Source organism: Priestia sp. TRM10, assembly GCF_057808375.1.
Map to the genome: position 1 here is coordinate 530214 of NZ_JBJZOT010000015.1, position 24270 is coordinate 554483.

Annotated in this window: 30 protein-coding genes; 4 read left to right on the forward strand and 26 right to left on the reverse strand. The window is 35.1% G+C overall.

Annotated elements, in window-relative coordinates; genetic code table 11:
- Positions 1–20: 20 nt before the first annotated feature.
- The 19 genes from ACK3CR_RS19455 to ACK3CR_RS19545 form a co-directional block, all read right to left on the reverse strand.
- A complete protein-coding gene (locus tag ACK3CR_RS19455; protein WP_410914690.1) occupies positions 21–887 on the reverse strand; it encodes an AraC family transcriptional regulator in 867 nt (288 codons plus the stop codon).
- A gap of 109 nt (positions 888–996) precedes the next feature.
- Positions 997–1911, reverse strand: coding sequence for an endonuclease I family protein (locus tag ACK3CR_RS19460; protein WP_488975975.1), 915 nt, complete (start codon positions 1909–1911; stop codon positions 997–999).
- A 148-nt stretch (positions 1912–2059) separates the two neighbouring features.
- Positions 2060–3322, reverse strand: a complete 1263-nt coding sequence (locus ACK3CR_RS19465) for a SulP family inorganic anion transporter (protein ID WP_488975976.1) — start codon at positions 3320–3322, stop codon at positions 2060–2062.
- Between the two features lie 653 nt (positions 3323–3975).
- Positions 3976–5307 carry a WD40/YVTN/BNR-like repeat-containing protein gene (locus ACK3CR_RS19470; protein WP_488975977.1) on the reverse strand — a complete coding sequence of 444 codons (1332 nt, stop codon included), beginning with the start codon at positions 5305–5307 and terminating at the stop codon, positions 3976–3978.
- 135 nt (positions 5308–5442) lie between these two features.
- Complete coding sequence (locus tag ACK3CR_RS19475) at positions 5443–5898, reverse strand: SMI1/KNR4 family protein (RefSeq protein ID WP_488975978.1); 456 nt, start codon at positions 5896–5898, stop codon at positions 5443–5445.
- A 28-nt stretch (positions 5899–5926) separates the two neighbouring features.
- Positions 5927–6736 carry a hypothetical protein gene (locus ACK3CR_RS19480; RefSeq protein WP_488975979.1) on the reverse strand — a complete coding sequence of 270 codons (810 nt, stop codon included), beginning with the start codon at positions 6734–6736 and terminating at the stop codon, positions 5927–5929.
- Between the two features lie 14 nt (positions 6737–6750).
- Complete coding sequence (locus ACK3CR_RS19485; protein ID WP_488975980.1) at positions 6751–6996, reverse strand: hypothetical protein; 246 nt, start codon at positions 6994–6996, stop codon at positions 6751–6753.
- Positions 6997–7246: 250 nt separating this feature from the next.
- On the reverse strand, positions 7247–7507 hold the full coding sequence (locus ACK3CR_RS19490) for a hypothetical protein (RefSeq protein WP_488975981.1): 261 nt from the start codon (positions 7505–7507) through the stop codon (positions 7247–7249).
- A 55-nt stretch (positions 7508–7562) separates the two neighbouring features.
- Entirely contained in the window at positions 7563–8078 is a 516-nt protein-coding gene (locus ACK3CR_RS19495; RefSeq protein ID WP_488976211.1) for a SecY-interacting protein Syd, read from the reverse strand.
- 100 nt (positions 8079–8178) lie between these two features.
- Entirely contained in the window at positions 8179–8667 is a 489-nt protein-coding gene (locus ACK3CR_RS19500; protein ID WP_488975982.1) for a YxiF family protein, read from the reverse strand.
- A gap of 50 nt (positions 8668–8717) precedes the next feature.
- Positions 8718–9266, reverse strand: a complete 549-nt coding sequence (locus ACK3CR_RS19505) for a SecY-interacting protein Syd (RefSeq protein ID WP_488975983.1) — start codon at positions 9264–9266, stop codon at positions 8718–8720.
- 247 nt (positions 9267–9513) lie between these two features.
- A complete protein-coding gene (locus tag ACK3CR_RS19510; RefSeq protein WP_488975984.1) occupies positions 9514–10164 on the reverse strand; it encodes an SMI1/KNR4 family protein in 651 nt (216 codons plus the stop codon).
- Positions 10165–10271: 107 nt separating this feature from the next.
- The gene (locus tag ACK3CR_RS19515; RefSeq protein ID WP_488975985.1) at positions 10272–10637 is read right to left on the reverse strand and encodes a suppressor of fused domain protein; all 366 of its coding nucleotides are present in this window, start codon (positions 10635–10637) and stop codon (positions 10272–10274) included.
- The gene (locus ACK3CR_RS19520) at positions 10638–10841 is read right to left on the reverse strand and encodes a hypothetical protein (protein ID WP_488975987.1); all 204 of its coding nucleotides are present in this window, start codon (positions 10839–10841) and stop codon (positions 10638–10640) included.
- 178 nt (positions 10842–11019) lie between these two features.
- A complete protein-coding gene (locus tag ACK3CR_RS19525) occupies positions 11020–11442 on the reverse strand; it encodes a hypothetical protein (protein WP_488975988.1) in 423 nt (140 codons plus the stop codon).
- Between the two features lie 11 nt (positions 11443–11453).
- Entirely contained in the window at positions 11454–11870 is a 417-nt protein-coding gene (locus ACK3CR_RS19530; protein ID WP_488975989.1) for a tetratricopeptide repeat protein, read from the reverse strand.
- Between the two features lie 867 nt (positions 11871–12737).
- Positions 12738–13211: an SMI1/KNR4 family protein gene (locus tag ACK3CR_RS19535; RefSeq protein ID WP_488975990.1), complete on the reverse strand. Its 474-nt coding sequence runs from the start codon at positions 13209–13211 to the stop codon at positions 12738–12740.
- 23 nt (positions 13212–13234) lie between these two features.
- Positions 13235–14572, reverse strand: a complete 1338-nt coding sequence (locus ACK3CR_RS19540) for an HNH endonuclease (RefSeq protein ID WP_488975991.1) — start codon at positions 14570–14572, stop codon at positions 13235–13237.
- On the reverse strand, positions 14569–14973 hold the full coding sequence (locus ACK3CR_RS19545) for a hypothetical protein (RefSeq protein ID WP_111925326.1): 405 nt from the start codon (positions 14971–14973) through the stop codon (positions 14569–14571). The genes ACK3CR_RS19540 and ACK3CR_RS19545 overlap by 4 nt, the downstream gene beginning before the upstream one ends.
- A gap of 535 nt (positions 14974–15508) precedes the next feature.
- Between ACK3CR_RS19545 and ACK3CR_RS19550 the strand changes: the two genes are divergently transcribed.
- Together ACK3CR_RS19550 and ACK3CR_RS19555 are read left to right on the forward strand one after the other, a co-directional pair.
- Complete coding sequence (locus tag ACK3CR_RS19550; protein ID WP_488975992.1) at positions 15509–15985, forward strand: DUF2975 domain-containing protein; 477 nt, start codon at positions 15509–15511, stop codon at positions 15983–15985.
- A gap of 10 nt (positions 15986–15995) precedes the next feature.
- Positions 15996–16217, forward strand: coding sequence for a helix-turn-helix domain-containing protein (locus ACK3CR_RS19555; RefSeq protein ID WP_111925324.1), 222 nt, complete (start codon positions 15996–15998; stop codon positions 16215–16217).
- Positions 16218–16266: 49 nt separating this feature from the next.
- On the opposite strand, the gene ACK3CR_RS19560 is transcribed toward ACK3CR_RS19555, so the two are convergent.
- The 6 genes from ACK3CR_RS19560 to ACK3CR_RS19585 form a co-directional block, all read right to left on the reverse strand.
- Complete coding sequence (locus ACK3CR_RS19560) at positions 16267–16512, reverse strand: hypothetical protein (RefSeq protein WP_488975993.1); 246 nt, start codon at positions 16510–16512, stop codon at positions 16267–16269.
- Positions 16513–16613: 101 nt separating this feature from the next.
- Positions 16614–16907, reverse strand: coding sequence for a hypothetical protein (locus ACK3CR_RS19565; protein WP_410915160.1), 294 nt, complete (start codon positions 16905–16907; stop codon positions 16614–16616).
- A 169-nt stretch (positions 16908–17076) separates the two neighbouring features.
- Positions 17077–18048: a dTDP-glucose 4,6-dehydratase gene (gene rfbB / locus ACK3CR_RS19570; RefSeq protein ID WP_488975994.1), complete on the reverse strand. Its 972-nt coding sequence runs from the start codon at positions 18046–18048 to the stop codon at positions 17077–17079.
- Positions 18049–18096: 48 nt separating this feature from the next.
- The gene (gene imm47, locus ACK3CR_RS19575; RefSeq protein ID WP_488975995.1) at positions 18097–18891 is read right to left on the reverse strand and encodes an Imm47 family immunity protein; all 795 of its coding nucleotides are present in this window, start codon (positions 18889–18891) and stop codon (positions 18097–18099) included.
- Between the two features lie 86 nt (positions 18892–18977).
- Positions 18978–19430: an SMI1/KNR4 family protein gene (locus ACK3CR_RS19580; protein ID WP_488975996.1), complete on the reverse strand. Its 453-nt coding sequence runs from the start codon at positions 19428–19430 to the stop codon at positions 18978–18980.
- 18 nt (positions 19431–19448) lie between these two features.
- Complete coding sequence (locus ACK3CR_RS19585; RefSeq protein ID WP_488976212.1) at positions 19449–19874, reverse strand: SMI1/KNR4 family protein; 426 nt, start codon at positions 19872–19874, stop codon at positions 19449–19451.
- 227 nt (positions 19875–20101) lie between these two features.
- On the opposite strand from ACK3CR_RS19585, the gene ACK3CR_RS19590 reads away from it, so the two are divergent.
- On the forward strand, positions 20102–21454 hold the full coding sequence (locus tag ACK3CR_RS19590; protein WP_488975997.1) for a glycosyltransferase family 2 protein: 1353 nt from the start codon (positions 20102–20104) through the stop codon (positions 21452–21454).
- 344 nt (positions 21455–21798) lie between these two features.
- Positions 21799–22950 carry a flagellin N-terminal helical domain-containing protein gene (locus ACK3CR_RS19595; RefSeq protein ID WP_488975998.1) on the forward strand — a complete coding sequence of 384 codons (1152 nt, stop codon included), beginning with the start codon at positions 21799–21801 and terminating at the stop codon, positions 22948–22950.
- Positions 22951–23038: 88 nt separating this feature from the next.
- On the opposite strand, the gene wecB is transcribed toward ACK3CR_RS19595, so the two are convergent.
- The gene (wecB, locus tag ACK3CR_RS19600) at positions 23039–24130 is read right to left on the reverse strand and encodes a non-hydrolyzing UDP-N-acetylglucosamine 2-epimerase (protein ID WP_488975999.1); all 1092 of its coding nucleotides are present in this window, start codon (positions 24128–24130) and stop codon (positions 23039–23041) included.
- Positions 24131–24270: the final 140 nt, after the last annotated feature.

Below are 24270 nucleotides of genomic sequence, written 5' to 3' on the forward strand. Positions count from 1 at the left end.
AAAAAAGGACTACGCACTTTTTAGCGTAGTCCTTCTCTTTTCTCCCTTGTGTTCATCCCTTCCAGCCGCTCACGCTCTCTGTACTTTGTAGGTGAAACACCTTTCTCTCTTTTAAACGCTTTTGAAAAAACTAGCGGATCACTATAGCCGCATGACTCTGCAATCTGCTCGATGGATAAATCCGTAAGCGCTAGAAGCTCAACGGCTCTTGTTAGACGAAACTGTGCTAAATATTGTTGAATCGACACTCCCGTTCTTTTACGAAACAGCGTTGTTAAGTAGCTTCTATTTAAGGAAACATAATGCGCAATGTCTGTTACTTTAATTTTCTCGTTATAGTGCGTTTGAATAAATTCAATTGACTTTGTAATATAGTCATTTTCCTTTGACGTTTCTTCTTTATAGAAGTCTGATGAACTGTTTGCAATAAGAGAGAAAAATAGATAAAGTAAACTTTGAATCCGATACTCATCCCTCACATCGAGCTTCTTGTACTGAAGCATATCCATCACAACTTCTTCTAATTCTATGAGACTAGAGGATTGAAAAAACAGCTTGTCAGCGCCAAGTCCAATATTGCGCAGATGTTCCATACTGTTTGTTCCATCAAATCCAATCCATATATATGTCCAAGGATCTTTCTCATCTGCTTCATATCTTGTTAACACATCAGGCAATATTAAAAAACCTTGCCCTTTTCCAAGCGTATACTTCTCTTCGCCAACATAGTAATAGCCTTTTCCTGATAGAATAAAATGAATAATATAGTTCGGACGTACAGCAGGACCAAAATGATGAAGAGGCTCACATACCCCATAGCCGCAAAAAAGAAGATGAAAATCTTGAAATTTCTTATCCGGTATTTTTAACACGTACGATGTCTCCATTTCCAGCACCTCTTACTACTCATTATACTTTTCGTTATAAAAAAGATAGCATAGCATTCTCACAATCTCCTACCTTTTTTTAAAAGTATAAAGGGTGCCATCACCCTCCTTACATCAAGCCCAATGCAAAATCGATCTTACTCACATATTGCGGGAAATCAATTAAAGGATTACGATTTCCTTGTTTCTCCCAAATCGCTCGATTGCGGTGTTTTTCGTATAGAGAGACTTCATCATCTCTATGCCATTTTACGAGCATCGTAATATCTTCTCCTTTGTAGTTACGAATCTCTCCTGGATATCTTAATAAGAAATAAAGAGTAGCTCTGGCAGCTTCTCCTTTGCCGCTCTCAGGCTCAAATTTGTTTTCTTCATACTTTCCGCACGTTTCTCTAATGGTTTTCGTGCTTGCTTCTGGAGAATAGTCAGCAAAATCGTAAAAAGGATGGTTCGATCTTGAGGAGTTACACTTAGGCTCGCATGCAAAAAGATGATGCAAATCTCCTCTCATTGGATTTCCTTTATCAAACCATGATTGTGGCACAACATGCTCACAATTGTATTTGTTCTCTTTTTCAATCGACTCTTTCATCACCTCAAGCGTCTTTTCGTCTTTTTTATCGTTTGTTACCAGTGTGTTATATGCCTTTTCTCTTCTTAAGAAAGTCTTATAATCTTCTTTTATCACTTCTTCTGGATTTTGCTGTTGGCCGGAATAGATACTTTTAAGCTTTCCGTTTTCTTGAAGGTCTGCCCATGAATAAAGATAATTTCTCGTCTCCGTGCTGTACGGAAGCTTAGTATGATGCGTACGTGTCACAAGATCGTTTAACTTTGTAAAAAGCTCTTTACTACTCGTTTGCTCAAAATCGATTCCGCTATAATAGCTCTGGATGTCCTCACGGTCTTTCGCTTCATCATAATACTCGTTTTTGTCTTCTATTTTTCTTTGATTTTCTTTTAATTCGGCGATAAAAGCATTCATCTCTACACTTTTATCCATATCTTCCATTTTTCTATTCATTACAGCATCTCTCCTTTTATATTGAAATCTTCTTTACTAATTCATTCTTGGAAACAACTCTTTTCTCCTTTCTTCAACACTATAAAGTGAAGAATTACCCATATTTAAAAAAAGCCTGAATTCAACATGTGAATTCAGGCTTTTTCTCTTATAGAGCATTGTTTACTTGTTTTTGATACGCTTTTACTTTGCTTATGAGATAAAACAAGAGTGATAATCCTAACCCTGCCCCAATTCCGATTGTTAAGTTTGTAAACACTGTTAGAAGAAACGTTACGACGAGCACAAGGGAATGACTTGATTTTTCTTTGACAATCTCTGTAAACTGTTCTTTTTTACTAATACTCCATGCTACAACCATTAAGACAGGTGCCAAACTAGCAAGAGAAACAAATGAAGCATATGGAGCAAGTAACACCACAACAATTAAAACGAACACTGCGTGTGTTGCCCCTGCAATTGGAGAAGATGCACCATTTTTAATATTTGTTACGGTTCGAGCAATCTCTCCCGCTGCTGGAATGCCTTGAAATATCGGCGCAACCATGTTTACTACGCCTTGACCAATTAACTCTTTTCGACTATTATGCTTCACGCCTGTCATCTCGTCTGCTACGCGAGCCGTTAATAACGACTGCAGTCCAACAAGAACCGCGATAATAAAAGAAGATGGAAGAAGCATCATCACTTTGTCAACTGTAATCTCAGGCAGCTGTGGCATCGGAATCTGACTCGGAATTTTTCCGTAGATTGACCCAATTGTTTCAACTTTTCCAGAAAAGAAGAGAGATGAAACAACGCTTGAAATAATAATCGCTAACAGATACGAAAGCTTCCCAACCTTAGGGAACAAGCGTGGTATTGCTAACACAATCCCTAAGCAAATGAGCGCTGTTAAAATGCTGTAAGAACTTAAAAACTGGAGGTTCCCTACTATTTCTTTCATATTTAAATGAAAATACTCAGATTTCTCAATGTCGTGTAGTCCTAAAAAGTTTGGAATTTGACCGGCGAAGATAATGACCGCGATTCCTGATTGAAACCCGATGATGGTGGCTTTCGGGAAATATTGAATTAAGCTACCAACTTTACATAGCCCAAAGATGATGAGCAAGATTCCTGACATAAACCCCGCAATAAGCAAATTCTCAAACCCAAACTGCAACACGATTCCTAGTAAAACTGGAACAAAAGCACCAGTGGGTCCTCCAATTTGGAATCTACATCCCCCTAAAAGAGCGATCAGTATTCCTGCTACAATTGTTGTATAAAGGCCTGTGGCAGGATCTGTCCCAGATGCAATCGCAAATCCTAATCCTAAAGGAATAGCAATAATACCAACAACAATTCCTGATAGCACATCTTTTTGTAAGTTGCGTAAGGAATATCCTCTGAATGCTTTTAAATTCATGAACTCACATAACCTCCGTTTTTAAGTATCGATTATTTTCCTTTTCATCAAAATCTAGTTTTCTATGTCAAGATGGGACTCTGTGGGCATCTAATCTTCTTTTTTTATGATTTATTCCTTAGATGCTCCCCATACTAAATTTCGTTCTCCAAGCAAATGGTGTATATAAACGGCGATGTTCTGATCTTTGTTATTTCATTAACAGTAATTTTAAATTCTTTTAACATTATCAACATAAAATTTACAAAATTTTTAAAAAACTTAAGAAACAGCAAACTTTCGCTTCTTTTGAAGTTACCTCTATCTTAAATGAGCTAAATTATAATGAAATGACATAAAGATGAGAATTTGATGAGGATTTTTTAACCTATTTCTTATTTTTTAATTTTAAAAATGAGGGAAAAGGAAAAGAGATTATGTTTATTTTTGTTAATTTAATTAAAAATAAAGTAATGATAAATAATAAACTTAAATAAATCCTTTTAATGGAACGCTTCATTTTTATTCTAAGAAGAATATAAAAAAACCAGTAGCTCTAATGTGAGAGCTACTGGTTTTAACGTATCTATAGTAGATGTAATTCTTATCCTACAGTTCAGTTTTTAGACTAAATTTACGTATCAAATGTATAAAAGATAAGTGACTATCTCATGCTATTTCTCTTCTGATGATAATCTTGATTTTTCACTATCAAGGACTTGATCAGGATCTACTAGATTAGCAAAGCTCCATGTCTTCCCTTTGTCGATTGAAATAAACCTCGCTAGAACGTTCCCTCCTTGATAATCTCCACTCGGCCCTTGATTCACAAGTAACGTTCCTTGTGAGCCGTCAAAAGTTGGTGGCTCAGCAACAACGAAGATACCTTGATACTCGGGAGGCATTGGCAATTCAACTTCACTCCATGTTTTTCCTCCGTCCCCTGTTCGAAATAGATAAGGACTTCCCTCTTTGTTCAATTCATTTTTTGTACCAAATGAAAGGAATCCTAGCTTATCATTAATAAATGTTCCATCTGTTACATGATTGCTGACGTCAGGAACAGAGCCAGCTTTTTTCCACGTTGCTCCACCATCATTTGTTTTAAAAACCGTATGTGCTTCAAACCCCATTGTTCTGTCATAGGTAAGGATCAGATAGCCATCCTTTTTAGACGTAAAGCCAATTGTTCTAAGTCGTACAGACGCAAACTCTTCTGAAATGCGGCTCGTCTTCCACGTCTTTCCTTTATTATTAGAGTAGAGAATACTTACTTGTTCAGCTTCCATACCATCTTCTACAAAAACAAAGGCTGTTTTCTCTGATGAAATAACAAAACTTCCTTCAATCAACGTATCCTTTGAACCACTGTAGTCCCCTTGAAATAATTGATCAACCTCAAGCGGAACCTTCACCCAACTTTTTCCGCCATTATAGGTAACTTGTAATTTGTCCTGCTCAAGCGTATAGTTCATATCACTGTTTTCTACCTTTATGCCTGCTTCCTTTTGATACTGTTTTTCTACTACAGGGAGTCCTGCTACAGCGCCTGAGGTTTCTTCAATTTTTGTAAGCTCGTATGTGTTGTCTCCCCTTTTCTTAAGTCTCATCGTCCAGTGAATATCCCGAATCGTTCCATCCTTCTCCATGCCGCCCCAATTATGAAAAATACTCCACGTTTTATTTTTTGGTTTAATCCAAAAGGTAACCGCTACGGCTGCCTCCTCATTGTCACCTGCAAGCAGTTGAAATTCATCAAAACGTACATCTTCAAGCTTTTTCCATGAAGGAGCTTTACTTTCTTTGTACGGATTAAGAAGATCTGACAGGAACATGTAAGCAGCATCTTCTGCACCTAATTCTTTACTTTCATGATCAATCGAAATTGACATCGGAAGGTCTTTGTTGAAGTCTGGTTCGGACAACTTTAAGAAAAGAAAGAGTCCTATTGCTAAAAGAAGTATGCATGTTGTAATGGCTATGAGCCACTTTTTGCTTTTTATCATGTTAGAGCTCCTTTACTACATTTCCCATCTCATTCTAACACTTATTTCCACTTTAGTAATCTATTAAAAAATCATCGGCTGTTAGATTATAAAAAAAGAGTATTGAAAGCTAATTTCAATACTCTTTCTATCAAGCTAATCTTTCTCAAATTCCGATCCTATAATATCTTCAAAATAATCCGTATCCTTATTCATCTTCTCAAGAAACTCTCCAAAAGAATCGGCTATTTTTGTTCCTAAATAATATACGGGAGATTGCTTCTTATTCCCAAGATCAATTGTTAAATAAACGCCTTCATTCACTTCATAAAAAACAAGCTCGTCTTCTTCCTCATATATATCATCTAAATCTGGATCATACTCATAAATTCCTTCCCGAAATCGAATATCTGCTACAGAATGAGGATCTAGCATTCTATTGAATGAATTTTTATTATTTACATCCAAGAAGCCGTATCCAACTTTCTGATAAAAAGCTCTTAGCTCGGCTGGAAAAGCAAAGCCTAATCGTTCTTCCGCTTCTTTAATATCATTTTCTGTTAGCTTATAAAATTTGTGATTGCCATTTTTTAATATCGAAAAATCAAACATCCTGTTCCCTACCTTTAAAATAACCTTCTTATAAAAGTTCTGTTTCCAACCTATAAATTATCAACTCACTTCGGACCTCAAACTGATGATGACTTAGCACAAAGATGAAGAAATTAGAGTGTTTTTTTACTATTCGACATCTCGCAAATATCATATTTAAATGCGAGTGCAGCATAAAAGATTGCGTTTGATGCTGAATTAAGAGATCAGCTTCTCGAACAAAAACAACTACATTCTCTAAGGTTATTACTTCATGAGGATTAGATGCTGACCATATGATTTTTTCACCATTATTGGGGTTGTATAAAGCATATTCCTTTTCCCTCCACCCCTTGTAAATAACTTCATGATTATTATGGTTATATGTTACAATTCGAGCCTCCTTTGTTTCAAACCATAGTTGATAAAGATCAGCATAATGTTGTTTAACTTCAGATCTATCCGTGTGCTTAAGAATATTACTTTCAGTATCGAAAATAAAAAAGTCACCACTAAGCGTGACAAATATCACCTTTTCCCCTTCCCACTCATAAAGTTTCAAGAAATTCGGTAAATCTCTAACGTGTGTGTATATCTTAACTTTAAAAGAGTTCAACTCAATATGTATCAATGCATTGTTGTAAGAATCATACAAAATTAGCTCATTTGTTTTTAAATTTTTATAAGAAGAATATATCTCCATATTATCAACTATGGGGATTTCTTTTAATGGATTCAGATTATGATCAAACACCGTTATTCCCTCACTATGGTTGTTCACTACAATTTTTTCTTGGAAAACATCGATATAGTAAATATCCTCATCGAAAGTATGCTTTCTTACTTCACTTATATTCATTCTGTTTCTCCTATTTATTCAAAATCATCAAATGTAAAATTATCGATTCTCTCCCAATCTGATTTAATTCCTTCTATTGATTCTATTAAATTTTTGACCATTTCAATTGAGATACTTCTGCCCTCTTCATATATGGCTAGTTTTGCTCCCATTGAAAGCAGTTTTTCGTAACATTGCACTAAAAACATTAATTCATCTCTATCGTAATAATCACATTGGATTACAGGCTTTCCTAAACTTATACATTGTTTAATTTCCATTATTGATTTAGATGTCTTCTCCCTCAAGAATGGAATATATGTATTTACGTTTGAATCATGACAAACTACTAGATTAATTGTTGTAATGGCAATCAGTCCTTTCTATTATTACATTACAAATTCAATACTACCTTTATTTTGACAAATCATATTCCAAATACTCCTCATCCCAAAAGAGTACATGGTCATCGATATGCACATGCCATTCTGCATCCCAAATCACACAGCGTATTTGTGAAAGTAATGAAGACTAATGTTGAACACCTTCCCACATAGCCTCTTCACTGTTATCAGGGAGCTGGGTTGAACCTTCGAAAATAACGTTCTCTTCTGTTGGATTTTCCGGCTCATAAACGTAAAAGTTTGTCCAATTATATCTTTCACCTGTACTGATATATTTTTCAATTTCCTGATCAACCGAATAATCCAAAATTAATTTATGGATAGCTTCTTGCTCATCATCTGTGAGTTTTTGTTTACGTTGTGCAGTGTAATAAATGGATACACTCATTTTGTGACCTCCTTTTTAGAGAATCCCTATATTCTAGTCTCTTATATACAAGATACTACTTTTTCAACCTTAAGTTCCTTATTAATTCTTCAATATTGCTTGCAATATTGGAGAATGTCCCTCGCTCATAGTCTTCTAATTGCACAAGTCCACTGCTATTTTCAATTACAACGAGTAGCCCATTCCCCTCAATTCCAATCGGGACTTTCTCTAGACAATCTTCATGGTTTTTCTTATATCCTTTCACAGACTCTCCAAAGGAAACCATTTCAGCATCTGGTAGCACTGCTTCTAAGCAAATATAGTAGTCTTTGAAAAAACCATCTAAGTCCACAAACCAATAGGAATTAAAATACTCAACAAGTGATGGATGAAACTTTATATTTAATTCATCTTCTAATTTCTTAAAGTCTTGTGTAACAGTCATTTCTATAGGTTTCCATGAAATATACCCTTCATCATCTATTTCACCTTTATAAATGATTAAATCGTTATTCGTAACAGGTGTTTTCCTTAAAAAGTCCAAACCTTTATCAGCTGCTTCTCTTCTCATTTCAAAATATGTCTTCATCGCTTCTTTTATTGACAAAGTTAACATCCTTTACTAGAACCTCTTAAAAGTAACAAGTCTAACGGCTTATAGCCAATCAGAATCCTCATATCTCTTATTTTCATGATAGCCCCCAAGTGCTAAATTCATAAAAGTATTCCGTTCGTTCTATACACAAACCAAAACTGAAGTCTTCTGCAACTAGTATGAAATCTCCATATCCAATCGAAAACTTTGTTGACTCAAGAATCATGTGTAAGTTACTAAATATTTCGTTCATACTAATTAGTACTGCTTCTATTTCGTTTTCTCTAAAAAATAAGAGCCTGCCTCTTTTTGGGATTACTCTAATAGTATGAATAGTTTCATTTAACAAGTCGATTAATTTTTGAATGTTTTCTTTATAGTCATCTCCTTGCAATTTGATTTTATTTTTCTTTGTCTTAAGCAAAGAAAATACTTTCTTACAAAAGGCATCATTATGTTCAACGTCTAAAAAAGGTTCCTCTGTAAACGTTATGTAGCTCAACTCTTGGAGTAAATTCTTCCGTCTGCTTTTTCTTTTTAGCAACTCCATTTTTGTTGTTTTTTCATTACTCAAATTAATCACCTTTCCTATAATTCTCCTATTTAGATTTGTTTTCTATTGTCTTGTCCCTCTCATTCTAATAGTGCCTCCCCCTTTAGTTGCATGCCACAGATAAGCTGATCAAGACTATCTGCTATGACTTCATACTTTCCTGTCTCACAATCTTCTATCTTAACGTTTCCGTTACTATTATCAATCACTATTAAGAAACCATTTTCACAGTCCAAGCCCAATGGAATATACTGCAGTTTATCTTCGTGAGCTTCTTTATAACTTATTAGTTGCGAAACAAAATCTTCTAGTTCAATGCCGGGCAAAACAGGTTCTAATATAATATTATATTTTTTATAAAATCCTGCTAATTCTGCAAACCAGTACGAATTAAAGTAACGTTTTATAGACTCATGCAAACTACCATCTAGCACTTTCTCTATATCGGCAAAGTCATGGCCTATATCCTTTTCGACTGGTTTCCAGCATATATACTCATCTTGATCCATTTCTCCTTCATATATAAAGGGAATAACCCTATCATCCCAAGGCACTTTTGGAAGTGAATGGTTAAAATCATGCCAGACATTAATGAGTTGAGTGAAGTACCTTTTCAGTTCATCTTTCACTGTAATTCTCCTTTTTCTATTTGCTTTGTTATAAAAAGTTGGGTAATTATTCTCTTATTACTAATTATAAATTTATTTTAAAACATCGTAACCATCTAAAGGGATTTACTTATTAGTAATTAAAAAAGCACTTGTTGTCTTTAATAAACAATTAAGTGCTTGCAATTCGCTCATATGTTAAATTTAATAATCTCCTTAAGTTTTCATAAGCTCTATATACCTTTGGACAATTATGATTTGCTTTTAACTATTTTTCATCGTTAGGCTCTATATTTAGCACTCTACCAATGGGTCCTAATTTCTCAATTCGTTTCTTTGCCTTACCATATGGGAATTTCTCTGCTAATATATAAGGAGTTTTTTTTGAACCCTTTAATAGATTTAATGCTGAAATCTCTAGTCCTAATACGTTCTTTATTTCTATTAAATCTTTTAAGCCTCCATTAGGAGTTTTTGCTAACACTATGTTACAAGTATCAGGTGGCTCAATTATTACTTCCTGCTCTGTTTCACTCACACAACCATTATTCACCCATTTGTTAAAATCCAGAGTAACTATAGTTGCATGACTCGGGTTCATATCCCCAGAATCACTAACTAACACCTCTTCTTCGTCTTCATTTTGAAGCATTAAGAAAACATTCCCTCCACCATCATCACCGATAGAGATATATCCAGTTGCACATTCATCTACTTCCCAAGTCTCGTTTCTCTCCTCCAGATCTTCTGTTCCATAAATAAACAAGCTATCATCCGTTAAAAAGCCATTTGTATATCTTAATAAATCTTTATAGACGTTTGGTAAGGTAATTTTCATAAGATTTTCTACTTCTCGAATTTCAGCCTCACTTGCTGCTTTATTTTTAATCAAGCCTGCAACCGTGGATAAATTAATCATTTTATAAATCTCCTTACAGCTCTCGTTAAATTTATAATGGATATCAGTATCGTAACCTTCAGTTCTTTTTCTAGAGATTATGGCGAGCTTTATATCAGTATTATTCCTCAAACAGAAGATATCCTTGTAACATTAAATGGATCAACATCTCTTTCTTCTAACAAATCCTCAAATTTCTCCGCTCCATACTTTATAAAATATTCATACTCTGATTGGGAAATGAAAAATGCTAACAGGATTCTACCATCCTTATTCTCGGTCTCAATATGAACGTCGCTATATTCTTTTGGGAAAGCAAAGGGTTCTGTGAAGTAAACTGCGCTTTTATTATACTTTTGGACAAAGTCTTTATCCACGCTTTCAATGCCACCTATAGCTACTCCTCTTCCCATTCCTACTTGGTTACTGATACAGTAAAATAATGCATTGGTCAGAATATATCCTGTACGATTAAATGCTCCATTAATCACCATTTAAACCTCAATATTATTTCCTACTATATCTTCGTAATTACTAAATCCAAGTGTATTATAAACCAAGCATTCTTCAAATACATTTTCATACTTCAAAACTTGAATACCTGGCATTTGTCCATTACTTTTAAATATTTCTCGGTCAATCGGCTCTCCTAAAAATTTTTCATAATGGTTGTAGTAGAGTTCTCCGTAGTTAATCATTCTTTTTTACTCCTTTATAGGTTCCTCTTTCATTTTGAAGTATCTACATTATCTAGTAGGTTTTAATATTTAAAAATAAAAAGCACTTAATATCTATTATAGATAATTAAGTGCTGCTACTAACACGATGAATAGGTTACTGACAAACCTCTCCATTTTATTCAACTAACCTATATTATTAGCTTTTAAAAAATTGGAGATATTTGGTGTGCTTTGGACTCCCAAAACATCTTCCTTCCGATTTTCTATTGGCAATGCTAAAAAATTCTTTTGCCGTCTCTAAATCACCTAATTCAAAAGCAACTCTTCCTGAAATAAATTCCTTACCACCTGAATCTATACGGTCAAATCCAGTTAAAAATATTTTTTCTGCCCATTCCTTTGCTTTTTCAAAATCATTTACTATAAAATAAGTATGAATAATATCCTTTACTAAATGATAACTTTCTTCACTATAAATACCTTTGGGTTCAGGTATTAAGTCCCAAGCTTTTTCTAGCGACAAAATAGAATCCATATGGTTACCATTATTAAATTGTTCATTACTCTGATTCACAAGACTTTCAAACTTTTCTTTTATAGGGGGTTGTAAAACAGCCATCTTTATCCTCCTCAAATCATATCTATTATCAATTGAAAATACTTGTCGTCTTCATCAAAAAACAGCTTATAGCCTTCTAACATGTAAGCTCTTAATAGATACTCTTTAGCTTTATCAAGCTCTCCACATTCAAACAAACTTTCTCCAAGTCTTAGTAAAATAAATGGATTTGAAGGTCCATCTGGACAGTTTAGGGCATTATAAAGGTGATTTTTTGCTAATTCATAGTCACCGTTATAAAAATAACTGTCGCCTAATGCTGTATAAATCCATGTACTTGTTTCCCATTCGTTTTTCGGCAATGGGACCAAATTCAAAGCCTCTGTATAGCTCTCTATTGCTTTATCAACTTGACCTTTTTCAATAAGAGAGTTTCCAACATTACATAATTGTACAATTTGATCATATAACTGATCGTCCAGTTCCACTATTAATTCCCTCCAATGATTACTTAGTAGGTGGCAAGTAAGTCTCCTTTAACTTTGCACCCGCAGATCTGTTCAACCTATAATGGTCTAATACATAATTATTAGAGTCTAACATCCCTTCCCTTACCTCTGGAGACTTTGCTCCATAATATTCTCCTGGATTGTTCCACTTATAGATTTATTTTGATCTATCCTAACCATTAAAGCTATTTACTTATTTAGTAATCAAAAAAAGCACTTGTTGTCTTGGATAAACAATCAAGTACTTTAAGTTCGTACATATTCTAAATTTAATAATATCCTTAATTTTATATAACTTTAATACATTTTTTAATAGTACAATATATTGTTAACTTGCTAATATTAATTATATTTCACTAATTGGTTCTATATTTAACACTGTAACAATGGACCCTAAATTTCCAATTAGTCCCTTTATCTTACTGGAAGCTTTATTGGAAGGGAAATCCCCTTATTAATATATAAGGAGGATTCCTTAAACCTTCTAGTAAATCTGTTGCTGAAGTCTCCAGCTTTAATTACGCTCTTTATGATTTGTCATACCAGTTTTAAGAGATATTCTCTTGTAATCGATGTCTAAACTCATAACCTCTTTTATTCATATAAATAAAATGCAGAACTCTGTATTTTGTCTTACAAAGCTCTCCACTATTACATTACAATGTACAAACAAAGTAGTAATGCTAGTCATACATTTGAGTTATTATTATTATTTTTATCTTTTTACTTATTATCCACGTTTATCTTACACATGGAATTTAAGAAGATATAGATAAAATTTGAATATATATTTAAAAGAAGGCATTATTTTTATCTTGAGGAAACAGTATGTTCTAATTAGATATATTACTCTTCTAGCATAGTCACAAATTCGTCTACACTATTTGCAATCTTTTCTGTGACAGGTTCAAACTCCCCTGAACCCTCATTATACCAAATACAAATTGTTGGACTTTTTTCATTATCCCTATAATCTAGACACACAAAGTTTCCAGCAAACAAAGCGGCAAATGGGACTAATTCAGCTCCTGTAGAATCTTCATCTGAAATAATTCTTTCATCTAATTGACTAAATACAACTTTTATGTCGTACATACCTCTGTCATTTTCACGAGGATTATCTAGTAAACATAAAAAACGATCAACTACATATTCATTAGACTTATATTTAAAAAATCTAGTTATTGGAATAGCACCATTATTTTTTGATAAAAAATGTATAAAGTCTGCTGGAAATTTAATTTCAAAATTATCTTCTACCCGTGTAATCAATTTCTCATCTGGAATAGGGAGAACTACACTATCATTTTGAATTTTCATAGTCATTTCACCTCTAGATTAATTTAATGTCGCGGAGCATCTGCCCAATGTCCTTTGGTTCTTCCTCCATTATGTTTAGTAATATTATGAATACCAAATGGGACAAGTTCCATTTCTCCATCTTTTTCTTTATGATGCCATGTTGTGCCTTCAGGCTGTATTTTATTAGGTAATCTCTCATTTAACCAGTTAAACTGTTCTCTGTCTGTTGCTAACCATAATCTCTCTGGAAGAACATCTTTAGATAATACCACACCTGCTCCTTTAAAATCGGCATATCCAAATTTTAATCCCTTTACTTTTTGTACCTCAATAGTAGGTATATCAGGATATAGCCCTAAAGCCCTCTCTTTTATTATCTTTCTTCGTCCTGCTGATATTTTACCAATAAAGTCATCTTGCCAAGACCAGGGTTTATTTGATTTAACTAATTCTCCATAAATAAGAGCATAATCATCAAGAACATCTTCAAATTTCTTGTTACCTTTAACAAACTCTTCTATACTCTCTAAATCTGGCTTTCTCGCTCTATCAATTCCTTTGGTACCTTCCCTAGTTCCTTTACTACCAGATTCTCTAACTTTCACCGCAAACTGCTGCCCAAGCTCCTTCAACGATCTCTTCTCAGGAACTATCATTCTAGCACCCATTCCCGTATCCGCAACACGCACACCTACAGGAACTTTTACATTACCAATATTCTCTCGAACTCGCTTAACCGCTTCTTTCCCTTTAACTATGTACTCCTTAGCCGACCGAAATCGCCCCTTCATACTATTCCACGCACCAGAAAAGAAGTCCTTAAAAACAGCAGGGTTAACGGCTTTTCTTCCACTTTTTATTTTACCAAGGGCTGAAGCTTCCTGTCCAATCTTTGCCGTTTTGGCCATCTTTCCGCCTTTAGCAACAACGCCAATGGCTTTTCCTGGCGAGAAGTTGAGGATTGTCATAACCCCAGCTTCAGCACGCTGGCCTCCTGTAATTTTTTCACCTGTTTGTGGGTCATACTCGCCGAACGTGCGCTGAAGATCGTACCAGCCTGAGAATTCTCCAACTGTCCGTCCTAGCTTTGCTTGCCATGATTGATCAAGCTGTCTTACGTCTGCCGCTGTTTTCTTTACAAATGCTTGAGAGTCATCTAATAAATCTTTATATTTTTTAATAGAGCCTTCAAACTTCTCTTGAAGATGATTAATATTACCGCCGCCAACACCGGCAATATCAGCGGCTATGCTTCCCATCCCCCACTTTAATTTACTTAGGGCAAAGCTACATTTCATTTCTGCTGTCCCAATTCCACTTGCTAATTCATCAAGCTTGTCTGGATCAACTTCAATTGTATATCCACCATTTTGTGTCATGCAAGATTACCTGCCTTTTCTCTGAGCTGAGCGGCTTTCCTCTCGATTTCAATGATAAGATTTTGGCCATCAACACGGGCTTCACCAGCCACTGTGCGAAGCTGATTTTGATAATCATCATAGGCTTCTTTTTTCTTTCCTTGCCAATCAACCGCATGCGCATTATAAGCTTTCGCATTTTCTTGAGGAGCTTGGTTAAAGTCTTCAAGCGCTTTTCTTACATTATTCGCATAGCTATCTAATGCTTCTGCTTGAGCCAAATATTTAGCCCGAAGAAGTTGACGCTCCGCTTCTTCCTTTGCGTCTTCCAATTTATCTTTGACATCATTAGCTGTGTCTTTAGTCTTATCCCAAGCATCACTCGCTACATTTTTCACGCCGCCCCATACATCGTAGCCCAATCGATCCTCTCCTTCCTTTTTCCTCAAATCCTTTTCTTTTCCAACTACTATTTTAAAGGAATATATGGAAAATTTGGATAGGAAGAAGGATTGCTTTTTTCAAGCCATGAAGACCTTTATACCTAATAAGAACAAACGTTCCAAGATTCAAAAGAACTAGTTTCTACTTCTCTATTAAAACTTCTGTTATATCTTATAGGAGAGATATGTATGTCACTTATAGCTATTAACGAACAAAGTCCCACTCTCTAATCCCCTTACCATTATTGATAAAGGGGCTTAACAAACATTATTAAAAAGATATAAAAACTCAAAATCTCAGACAGATTAGTTTTTTCGCAAAATGAACTAATAAGTTAATGTAATAGTTTTATAAAGCATTTCTTTATAATAAAAAATACTTTTTATCTTTAGCTAAAACCACAGATGAATATAAACAGCAATAAAAATATAATCATAATCATTAATTATTTATTGTATTTCGATAAATAATATGTTAAATTCAAATGGATAATAAATCAGTGAGGTGTTTTTTATGAAACGAGGTTCAACCATCTTTTTAAAAATAGCTGTTTTTCTGATTGGAACTCCAGCTCTTTCCCTATGTATATTTGGCTTATATTACTTAGCTAAGCATCCAGCAAATCCAGAGTATGCTCATATACTCTATCCCATTGTAATTATTATGTATGTATCAGCGATTCCATTTTTCGTTGCGTTGTATCAGGCATTCCGACTTCTAAACTACATTGATAAGAATAAGGCATTTTCTGAGATTTCGGTAAGAGCCCTACAGAGAATAAAATACTGTGCCATCACAATTAGTATCTTGTATGTAGTAATGCTGCCATTTGTTTATTTCGTAGCAGAGCTAGACGATGCCCCAGGTCTTATCCTAATTGGAATGGTCCCTATCTTTGCTTCACTAGTCATCGCATTCTTTGCGGCTGTTCTTCAAAAGCTTTTACAAGAAGCCATCGATATAAAATCAGAAAATGACTTAACGGTCTGAGGTGAACATAATGGCGATTATAATCAATATTGATGTAATGTTAGCGAAAAGAAAAATGAGTGTAACAGAACTTTCAGAGCGGGTTGGCATCACGATGGCTAACCTTTCTATCTTGAAAAATGGAAAGGCAAAAGCGGTTCGATTATCAACCTTAGAGGCGATTTGTAAGGCTCTAGATTGTCAGCCTGGAGACCTTTTGGAATACAGAGCTGACGAAGACACTGAGGGATAAGAACTTGCCCACCATAAAAAAAGAACACCTATCAAAGGGTGTTCTTTTTTTATTCTTCTTTCTCATCTTCTTTTGGCTTTTGGATCTTTTTTCTCTTTACCTTTGGTTTATTTACATACGCTTCGACTTGCTCTTGCAAACCTCCAAAAAGCTCTTGAAGCATTCTTTTTTGATCACCGGATAAGTGTTCCTTCACTTTTCTTGGATCAAGGTTGTTTTTCCTTAATACATCATTAACTAACGAATCCACTAGTGAGTCAGGAATGCCTTTCTGTTCGTCAGATGAGTTATCCATTCTACGTGCCCTCCTTCCACCATAACCTTTAATATTAGTCTATGTGGAAGGCTTGGCATATGAGCTAGCCCTAACATAAGAATACTAGAGCATTCCATTCATTAGTCTAGATGTTGAATTTCTCGTGGAGCACCGTTCTTTCCATACCGTCTATCTTTCTCTTTAAGTTCCGCAGCGTGAGATGTACGCTCATGACGAAAATGAACGAGAACAAGCGCGATTAACAAAATTAAAAATACAAAAAATCCATAAAGAAGCGAACGCTCTAACCAGTGAATCATAAAATTTGTTTTATTGATGTGAGCTGGGAGCTTCACCGCAAAAGATAAAGAAAATGAAAATAAGGATGCTATAAAACCGACCATAACGGGAACAAGCAGGATTGACTTTTTCATGATGCCCTCATTTCTATAAAGTATTTTATTTCTATATCGACCAATCTTTTTTCTTTTATAGATTTTAATAACAAAATATCTTTCCAATATATTTACGAATTTGAGGACAACATAGTTTCAGGGCTAATTGTTCTATGAAATCTTTACCATGCAGTTGTAAACCACCCTGCTAGTTATTTTTAATCTTTCGCCACCACTTTTCATTCTCTACATACCACTCGATTGTTTCTTCCAATCCTTTCTCAAAGATGTATGTAGATTCCCACCCCAATTCTCTTTCCATTTTTGTTGCATCAATTGCATAGCGGCGATCATGACCAAGTCTGTCTTCCACAAACAGAATAAGTTCTCTTGAAACGCCTAGTTTCTCCAGGATAAAATGCACAATTTCGTTATTCGTTTTTTCATTACCTCCGCCAATATTATAAACTTCCCCATCCACCCCTTTATGGATAACAAGATCAATTGCCCTGCAATGGTCTCGAACGTGTAACCAATCTCGAACATTCTTTCCATCTCCATAGACTGGTAGCCGTTCTCCTTTCATTGCATTTGTAATCATCAATGGAATAAGTTTTTCCGGAAACTGATATGGCCCATAATTATTTGAACACCTTGTAATATTTACATTCAGTCCATATGTTTTATGATAAGCACTTACAAGCATATCCGCCCCTGCTTTACTAGCCGCATACGGACTGTTTGGAGCAAGTGGCGTTTCTTCTGTGAAGTAACCCGTTTCTCCTAATGATCCATACACTTCATCTGTAGAAATTTGAACGTATTTTTTAATCCTGTTCTCTCTTGCAATGTCTAACAGCGTTTGAGTTCCTAAGACATTGCTTTTGATAAAAACATCTGACTCTGTAATACTACGATCAACGTGTGATTCTGCTACGAAATTTACGATAACATCAATTTCATGTCCTTTTACAACTTTACCAAGAAGTTCCCGATTATTGATATCTCCCTTTATAAATGTGTAATGCTCATGATGATGAACTTCTTTTAAGTTATCTAAATTCCCCGCATATGTAAGAGCATCATAATTAACAATGAAATACGCTGGATAAGTTTCTATCATATAATGAATAAAGTTACTGCCAATAAATCCTGCTCCGCCTGTGACTAAAATGTTCATGAGGACCTAACTCCTTTTTTAAATTCTTTATATAAATTTTTTCATAAGCTAAAGGGTTCCCTCCACACTATGCCCGTAGAAATATTTCCGACCTCTTTCCCAGCTTCTTTTTGATAGCGCATCTATGTAATCTGTAAGCTGTTGAAATACTCCTTCATCTATTAATGTTTTGTATTGAACAGGACATTTCGTACCGCTCCACACTGATAACAAAATGGGGATACTCTCCATCTTTACCGGTGTATTCTGTTCTCTAACAGTAAATGCTCTTTGGATAAGATTCTTTGTTAGGTCTCCTAGAAAAACAGGTTCTCTATTATAATAGTAGAAAGTCGGTAAAAGAGTGTTCATCCACTCCGTATAATAAGAGCCAGTTTCATCAACAGTAGCGTTCCAATCAAGATTCTGAGTGTAGTCCATCATATGATCTAAACTATCTCGAATCACTTCTTCCACAACTGTATCATCCCACTCTTCTAGGAGAGCTAAAAGATACGGAACAACTCCAGGAGATAGCGTCTCTCTTGCACATGAGGCAAAAACATAAGCATTATCCTCTGACACTCGGGAGAGAAAGTTCAAGTTCTCTACTTTTTGTAAATCCTCATGAGTACAAACGGAACAGAACACATGGATACATAAGTTTAAAACCTCTTCATTTTTAGTGCTGTTCATAAGATGAATTAAGGCATGTTTTAAAGAAAAATCTCCGCTCTTAAATAATTGGATTAAAGAAATTAATCCCTCTTCTTCTGTTAAGGACGCTCTAATATTTTGAGCCTCTTCAGCAGAAGGAGCTGGCCCATACCATATGCTTTTAATTAATTCATTAACCGTTACCAAGATTTCTTCCCCTCACTTCTAATTTCTTTGATTACTTCTATTATACTAATAAAAAAGCTCAGCAATCTCCTGCTGAACTTTCCCCGTCAATCTTCATGTGTATACAAGCCCTCTACAAAGCTTTTAAAATCCGGAGCTAATTCTAAAATAAAAGGATCCACAGCTGCTTCTAAATCAATGTAGATGATTGGTGGATTTTCATTTCTCTCTCTGTAATCCATCGCAATCCACCAGTGTCCGTCACCTTCTAACAACACGATGTTTTCCGGCAACTCCCACTCTTCGATATAGTAAGAACTTGATAAAATCCCTTCTTCATCAATCCCCGCAATCGATGTTACACTTACATGATCGTCCGCCCATCCTGTTGGTACTGATGTTGGAAAAGAATCATAAATGATGGAACCTCCATTGTGGATTTTACATAGCTCAATATAAGAATCCGGAAGTTTTATGCCGATCTTTTTCTCAGCTTCTATTACTTCTCTGTCTGTGACAGGTGCTTTTGTTTCGTATTCTGTATCCCAAATGTTTTTCATGTTGGTCCTCCCTAATGTTTACTCGGATAAATTAAGGCAAAATGCAGAAAAGTTATCAGAGAGAAAAAACAAGTTCTCTTTTTCTCTATCATGAACCCAAAAGTAAACTTTCCCAAAATACTCCCCACTAACTCCTAATAGAATCTCATTCCCACCTGGATCATTCGTAATCGAAAGAAACTCATCTGGAATTTCTCCTTCTAATATTTCAAACACCCTGCCTAAATCATTCAAATGATAACATTTATTAACCAAGCTTTCTCCTTCATCATCTGAAATTTTAAAGGTAGATCTTTTAGGATATCCTCCATTGTATTGTAGCAAAAAGTCCACATATTGTTGTGGCAGTATTATGTTACAGGTTCCCGCAAATTTCTCTATATCTCGTAAAGCTATTTTTGGACCTTGATGATTTATAACATATAAGAGCTTTCTAATTAAAATAAGGCTATACGCTCTATCTCTCCCCTTATTTTAATGTTTCCACTCTTAAAAACTGTTCTATTATTTGTGGATAAATTGACGTTCCTTGATGAGATTACCCCTTATAGTATAAATGTTTTGTTTTACCTAAAAATAACATGATTTTAGAACTATAAAAAGATAGTCTTTCACCTTCAATAAAGGTACAATACTGTTTATGCAAATCTATAGATAGTTGAGGAAACCATATGCAACCGAATTTAACGCCTATAAGGTCTAGTTTTAATCCAAAGAAAAATCGGTTTTATTTGACGGTGAATACAAAGTTTTGGGTCAGCCATGTGATATCAATCGCATGGACTATTTTTGCTGTTTATCTTTCATTGCCATGGGTAAAAGACTTATCACATATTGTGTCTCTCCCTGTAGCTATTTTTGTAATTGGAGGGATTGCTTATGTACCAGGTTATATGAATGCCTTTCTTATTGTTAGTTTATTATTAGATCGGCAACCCCGGTTAAGAAATGAATCTCCATCTGACGCAGTAACCTTACTTGTAGCCGCATATAATGAAGAAAAGTCTATTTTTAATACTTTACGATATGTCGCAAATCAAGATTATCAAGGGAGAATTCATGTTATTGTTATCAATAACAATTCAACAGACCATACAGATGAAGAAATTATGAGAGCCCAAAAGGAATTAAAGATGGATATTACTATCCTTCATGAAGCAAAGCCTGGTAAATTTCATGCTTTAAACAGAGGGTTAGAAGAAGTTCAAACACCGTATGTTATTACATTAGATGCGGATACACTGCTTCATCCGTCATCTGTTCGATACTTGGTAGCACGCATCAAAAGCAGTCCTTCTGAAGTTTGTGCTGTAGCAGGCTCAATGCTTGTCCGCAACAGCCGTGAAACCATTTGGACAAGATTACAAGAATGGGACTACTTTTTAGGAATTGCTTCAATTAAGAGATTACAAGGTTTATATCAAGGAACCCTTGTTGCACAAGGGGCTTTTAGTTTGTACAAAACAGAGGCCGTACGGGAAGTTCATGGCTGGCCTGACGCAATTGGCGAAGATATTGTCTTAACATGGAGACTTCTACATAAGCGTTGGAAAGTATACTTCGAGCCGTTTGCTGTCGCTTTTACAGATGCTCCTACTACTCTTGGTCATTTCGCAAAACAGCGCTCAAGATGGGCAAGAGGAATGATTGAAGGGTTAAAGGAAATTAAACCATGGAGTCAACCACAAATTTATACAAAGTATCTTACAGGAATTAACTTCACCATGCCGTATTTGGACTTTGTGTACACATTTTGCTGGATTCCAGGACTAGTTCTGGCGCTCTTTGGCCTCTTTTGGATTGTAGGTCCGCTTACCCTATTAGTCCTCCCCCTAACGCTGGTTAGTTATAGTTTACTTTATATCTACCAGAAGAATTATGTCTTCAAACATCTTAATTTAAGAGTAAGAAAAAATAAACTTGCTTTCATTTTATTTGTTCTTTTCTATCAAATGATCATGTCTCCAGTATCTGTCTGGGGATATATGCAGGAAGTGTTTAAGTTGAAGCGAGTGTGGAAGTAGCTTTTCTTTCATCTCTCATTGTATAGACTAAAACAAAAAGTAATTGCTATTATAACTTTTAACTATAAAAAAGTAAGAACCCACGAAGCCTTCTCTAAAAATGTGAGAAGGCTTTTTTATGCTTTTTAAAATAAAGTAAGGCAGGGTTTTAAAAAATTCTCAATGAAAATATGGATTTTCTTTCAAAAAAAGCTTAACATCTTCCTTTTCCTTCCGATATAAATAATGAAAAGATAGTACATAATTACTATCATTTTATCCTTTCTCTATAACCAAAAGAGCTATATATGGGCACAAGGACGTGCCCGCCAAAATAATAGATCTATTACATGGAGGTAGTAGTAATGAGAATTAATCACAATATCGCAGCACTTAACACGTACAACAAATTAGGTGTAAACAACAACGCAATGTCTAAAAACATGGAGAAACTTTCTTCTGGTCTTCGCATCAACCGTGCAGGAGATGACGCAGCAGGTCTTTCTATTTCCGAAAAAATGCGTGCTCAAATCCGTGGTTTAGATCAAGCATCTAAAAATGCACAAGATGGAATTTCTCTTATTCAAACTGCTGAAGGTGGAATGAACGAAACTCATGACATTCTTCAACGTATGAATGAATTAGCTACACAAGCAGCTAATGGTACACTTGAGCCAGATGATAGAAAAGCAATCAGTGATGAGTTAGGTCAATTAACTGAAGAAGTAGACCGTATTGCAAGTTCTGCTAACTTCAATGGTAAACATCTTCTTGATGGAAACTTTGGTTCTCAATTAGATACAGCATCTACTCTTAAGTTAGACAATAATACTACTGTTAACAATGGTGTAACAAGTATTGATGTTAGTGGTGCAGCAGCAAACTCTACGTTTACATTAAATCAAGATGTAGATGGAGGAGGGGCTGCAATACCTGGAACTTATGTATTGAGTGATGACAAGGGTAACACTCAGAAGTTAACGTTAGAAGATGGAAAAGCTGGAACTCTAAACTTTGATCATTTCGGAGTTAAAGTATCGCTAGATGGCACTCAAGATCCTGACAGCGCAACTGCTGCAGATGCACTAGAAGGTATGACAATTAAAACTACAGATAGCCAACAAATTAGTATTCAAATTGGAGCTAATACTAGTGATGGTGAAAGATTAGGAATTTCAATTGGTGATATGACTTCTAAAGGTTTAGGAATTGATAACCTTAGCGTAAATACAGAAGATGATGCTAGAAATGCAATGGATACAATTAAAAAAGCAGTTACGACAGTATCTTCTGAACGTTCTAAACTAGGTGCATACCAAAACCGTCTAGAGCATTCTATCAATAACTTAAACACAACTTCTGAAAACTTAACGTCTGCAGAATCTCGCATCCGTGATGTTGACATGGCGAAAGAAATGATGGAGCAAACAAAGAACTCTATCCTTGCTCAAGCTTCTCAAGCAATGCTTACACAAGCGAATCAACAGCCACAGAACGTACTTCAAATGCTTCGATAAAACAGAAAGGTATCCTTTTACGGATACCTTTTTTATGTTTGGACCACAAAAAAGACCTACTTTTGTAAAATAGGTCTCTTTGTTTCAATCAGTTTTCTAAAATATCAGCTATACGCTTACTTGCAAATCCATCACCATAAGGATTGCTTGCTTGACTCATCTTCTTATATTCTTCTTCATCTTCAAGGAGTAATTTGAAGTGACTATAAATATTTTCTTCATTTGTGCCAACTAATTTAAGAGTACCAGCAGCAACACCTTCAGGACGTTCTGTTGTATCACGCATAACTAATACTGGCTTCCCTAGACTAGGCGCTTCCTCTTGGATACCACCACTATCGGTTAAAATCAAATAAGATTGAGCAAGGAAGTTATGGAAGTCTAAGACTTCTAAAGGCTCAATAATCCTTACTCTGTTGCTTTCTCCAAGAATCTCCTTAGCAGCTTCTCGTACTACAGGATTCATATGAATTGGATAGATTACTTTAATATCTTCATGCTCATCTACAATTCTCTTAATTGCTTTAAACATGTTTCTCATAGGTTCTCCAAGGTTCTCTCTTCTATGAGCAGTTATCATAATTAGTCTACCATCTTTAGCCCATTGGAGTTGTTCATGAGAGTACGCCTCATTTACCGTTGTTCTGAGGGCATCAATTGCCGTATTTCCTGTCACAAAGATACTTGATGGGTCTTTACCTTCTTTAAGAAGATTTTCTTTTGACATTTCTGTTGGTGCAAAGTTGTATTTTGCAACAATTCCTACTGCTTGACGATTGAACTCTTCAGGATATGGTGAGTAAATATTATAAGTACGCAAACCAGCTTCTACATGACCAACTGGAATTTGCAGATAGAAACATGCTAGAGACGTAACAAATGTAGTTGATGTATCCCCGTGAACCAATACTACATCTGGTTTTACCTCTTCTAATATCTCTTTCATTTTTTCTAAGATGTTGATTGTTACATCAAATAGTGTTTGCTTTTGTTTCATAATAGAAAGATCATAGTCAGGTACTACGTCAAAGGCATTTAACACTTGGTCTAACATCTCTCTATGTTGACCTGTCACACAGACAATAGTTTCTAAACTATCTCTTGTTTTTAGTTCTTTAACTAGAGGACACATCTTTATCGCTTCGGGGCGTGTGCCGAAGACTAGCATTACTTTTTTCATAATAATTCACCAATCCTATCAATTACTTATATTAATTTCTATATAGAAGTTTAATCGTAATATACTATATAAAAAACTTTTCTATCGTAGCTTGTTTACATATTACCTAAAAAATCTTTTGTAAATCTTGTAAGAAAAGT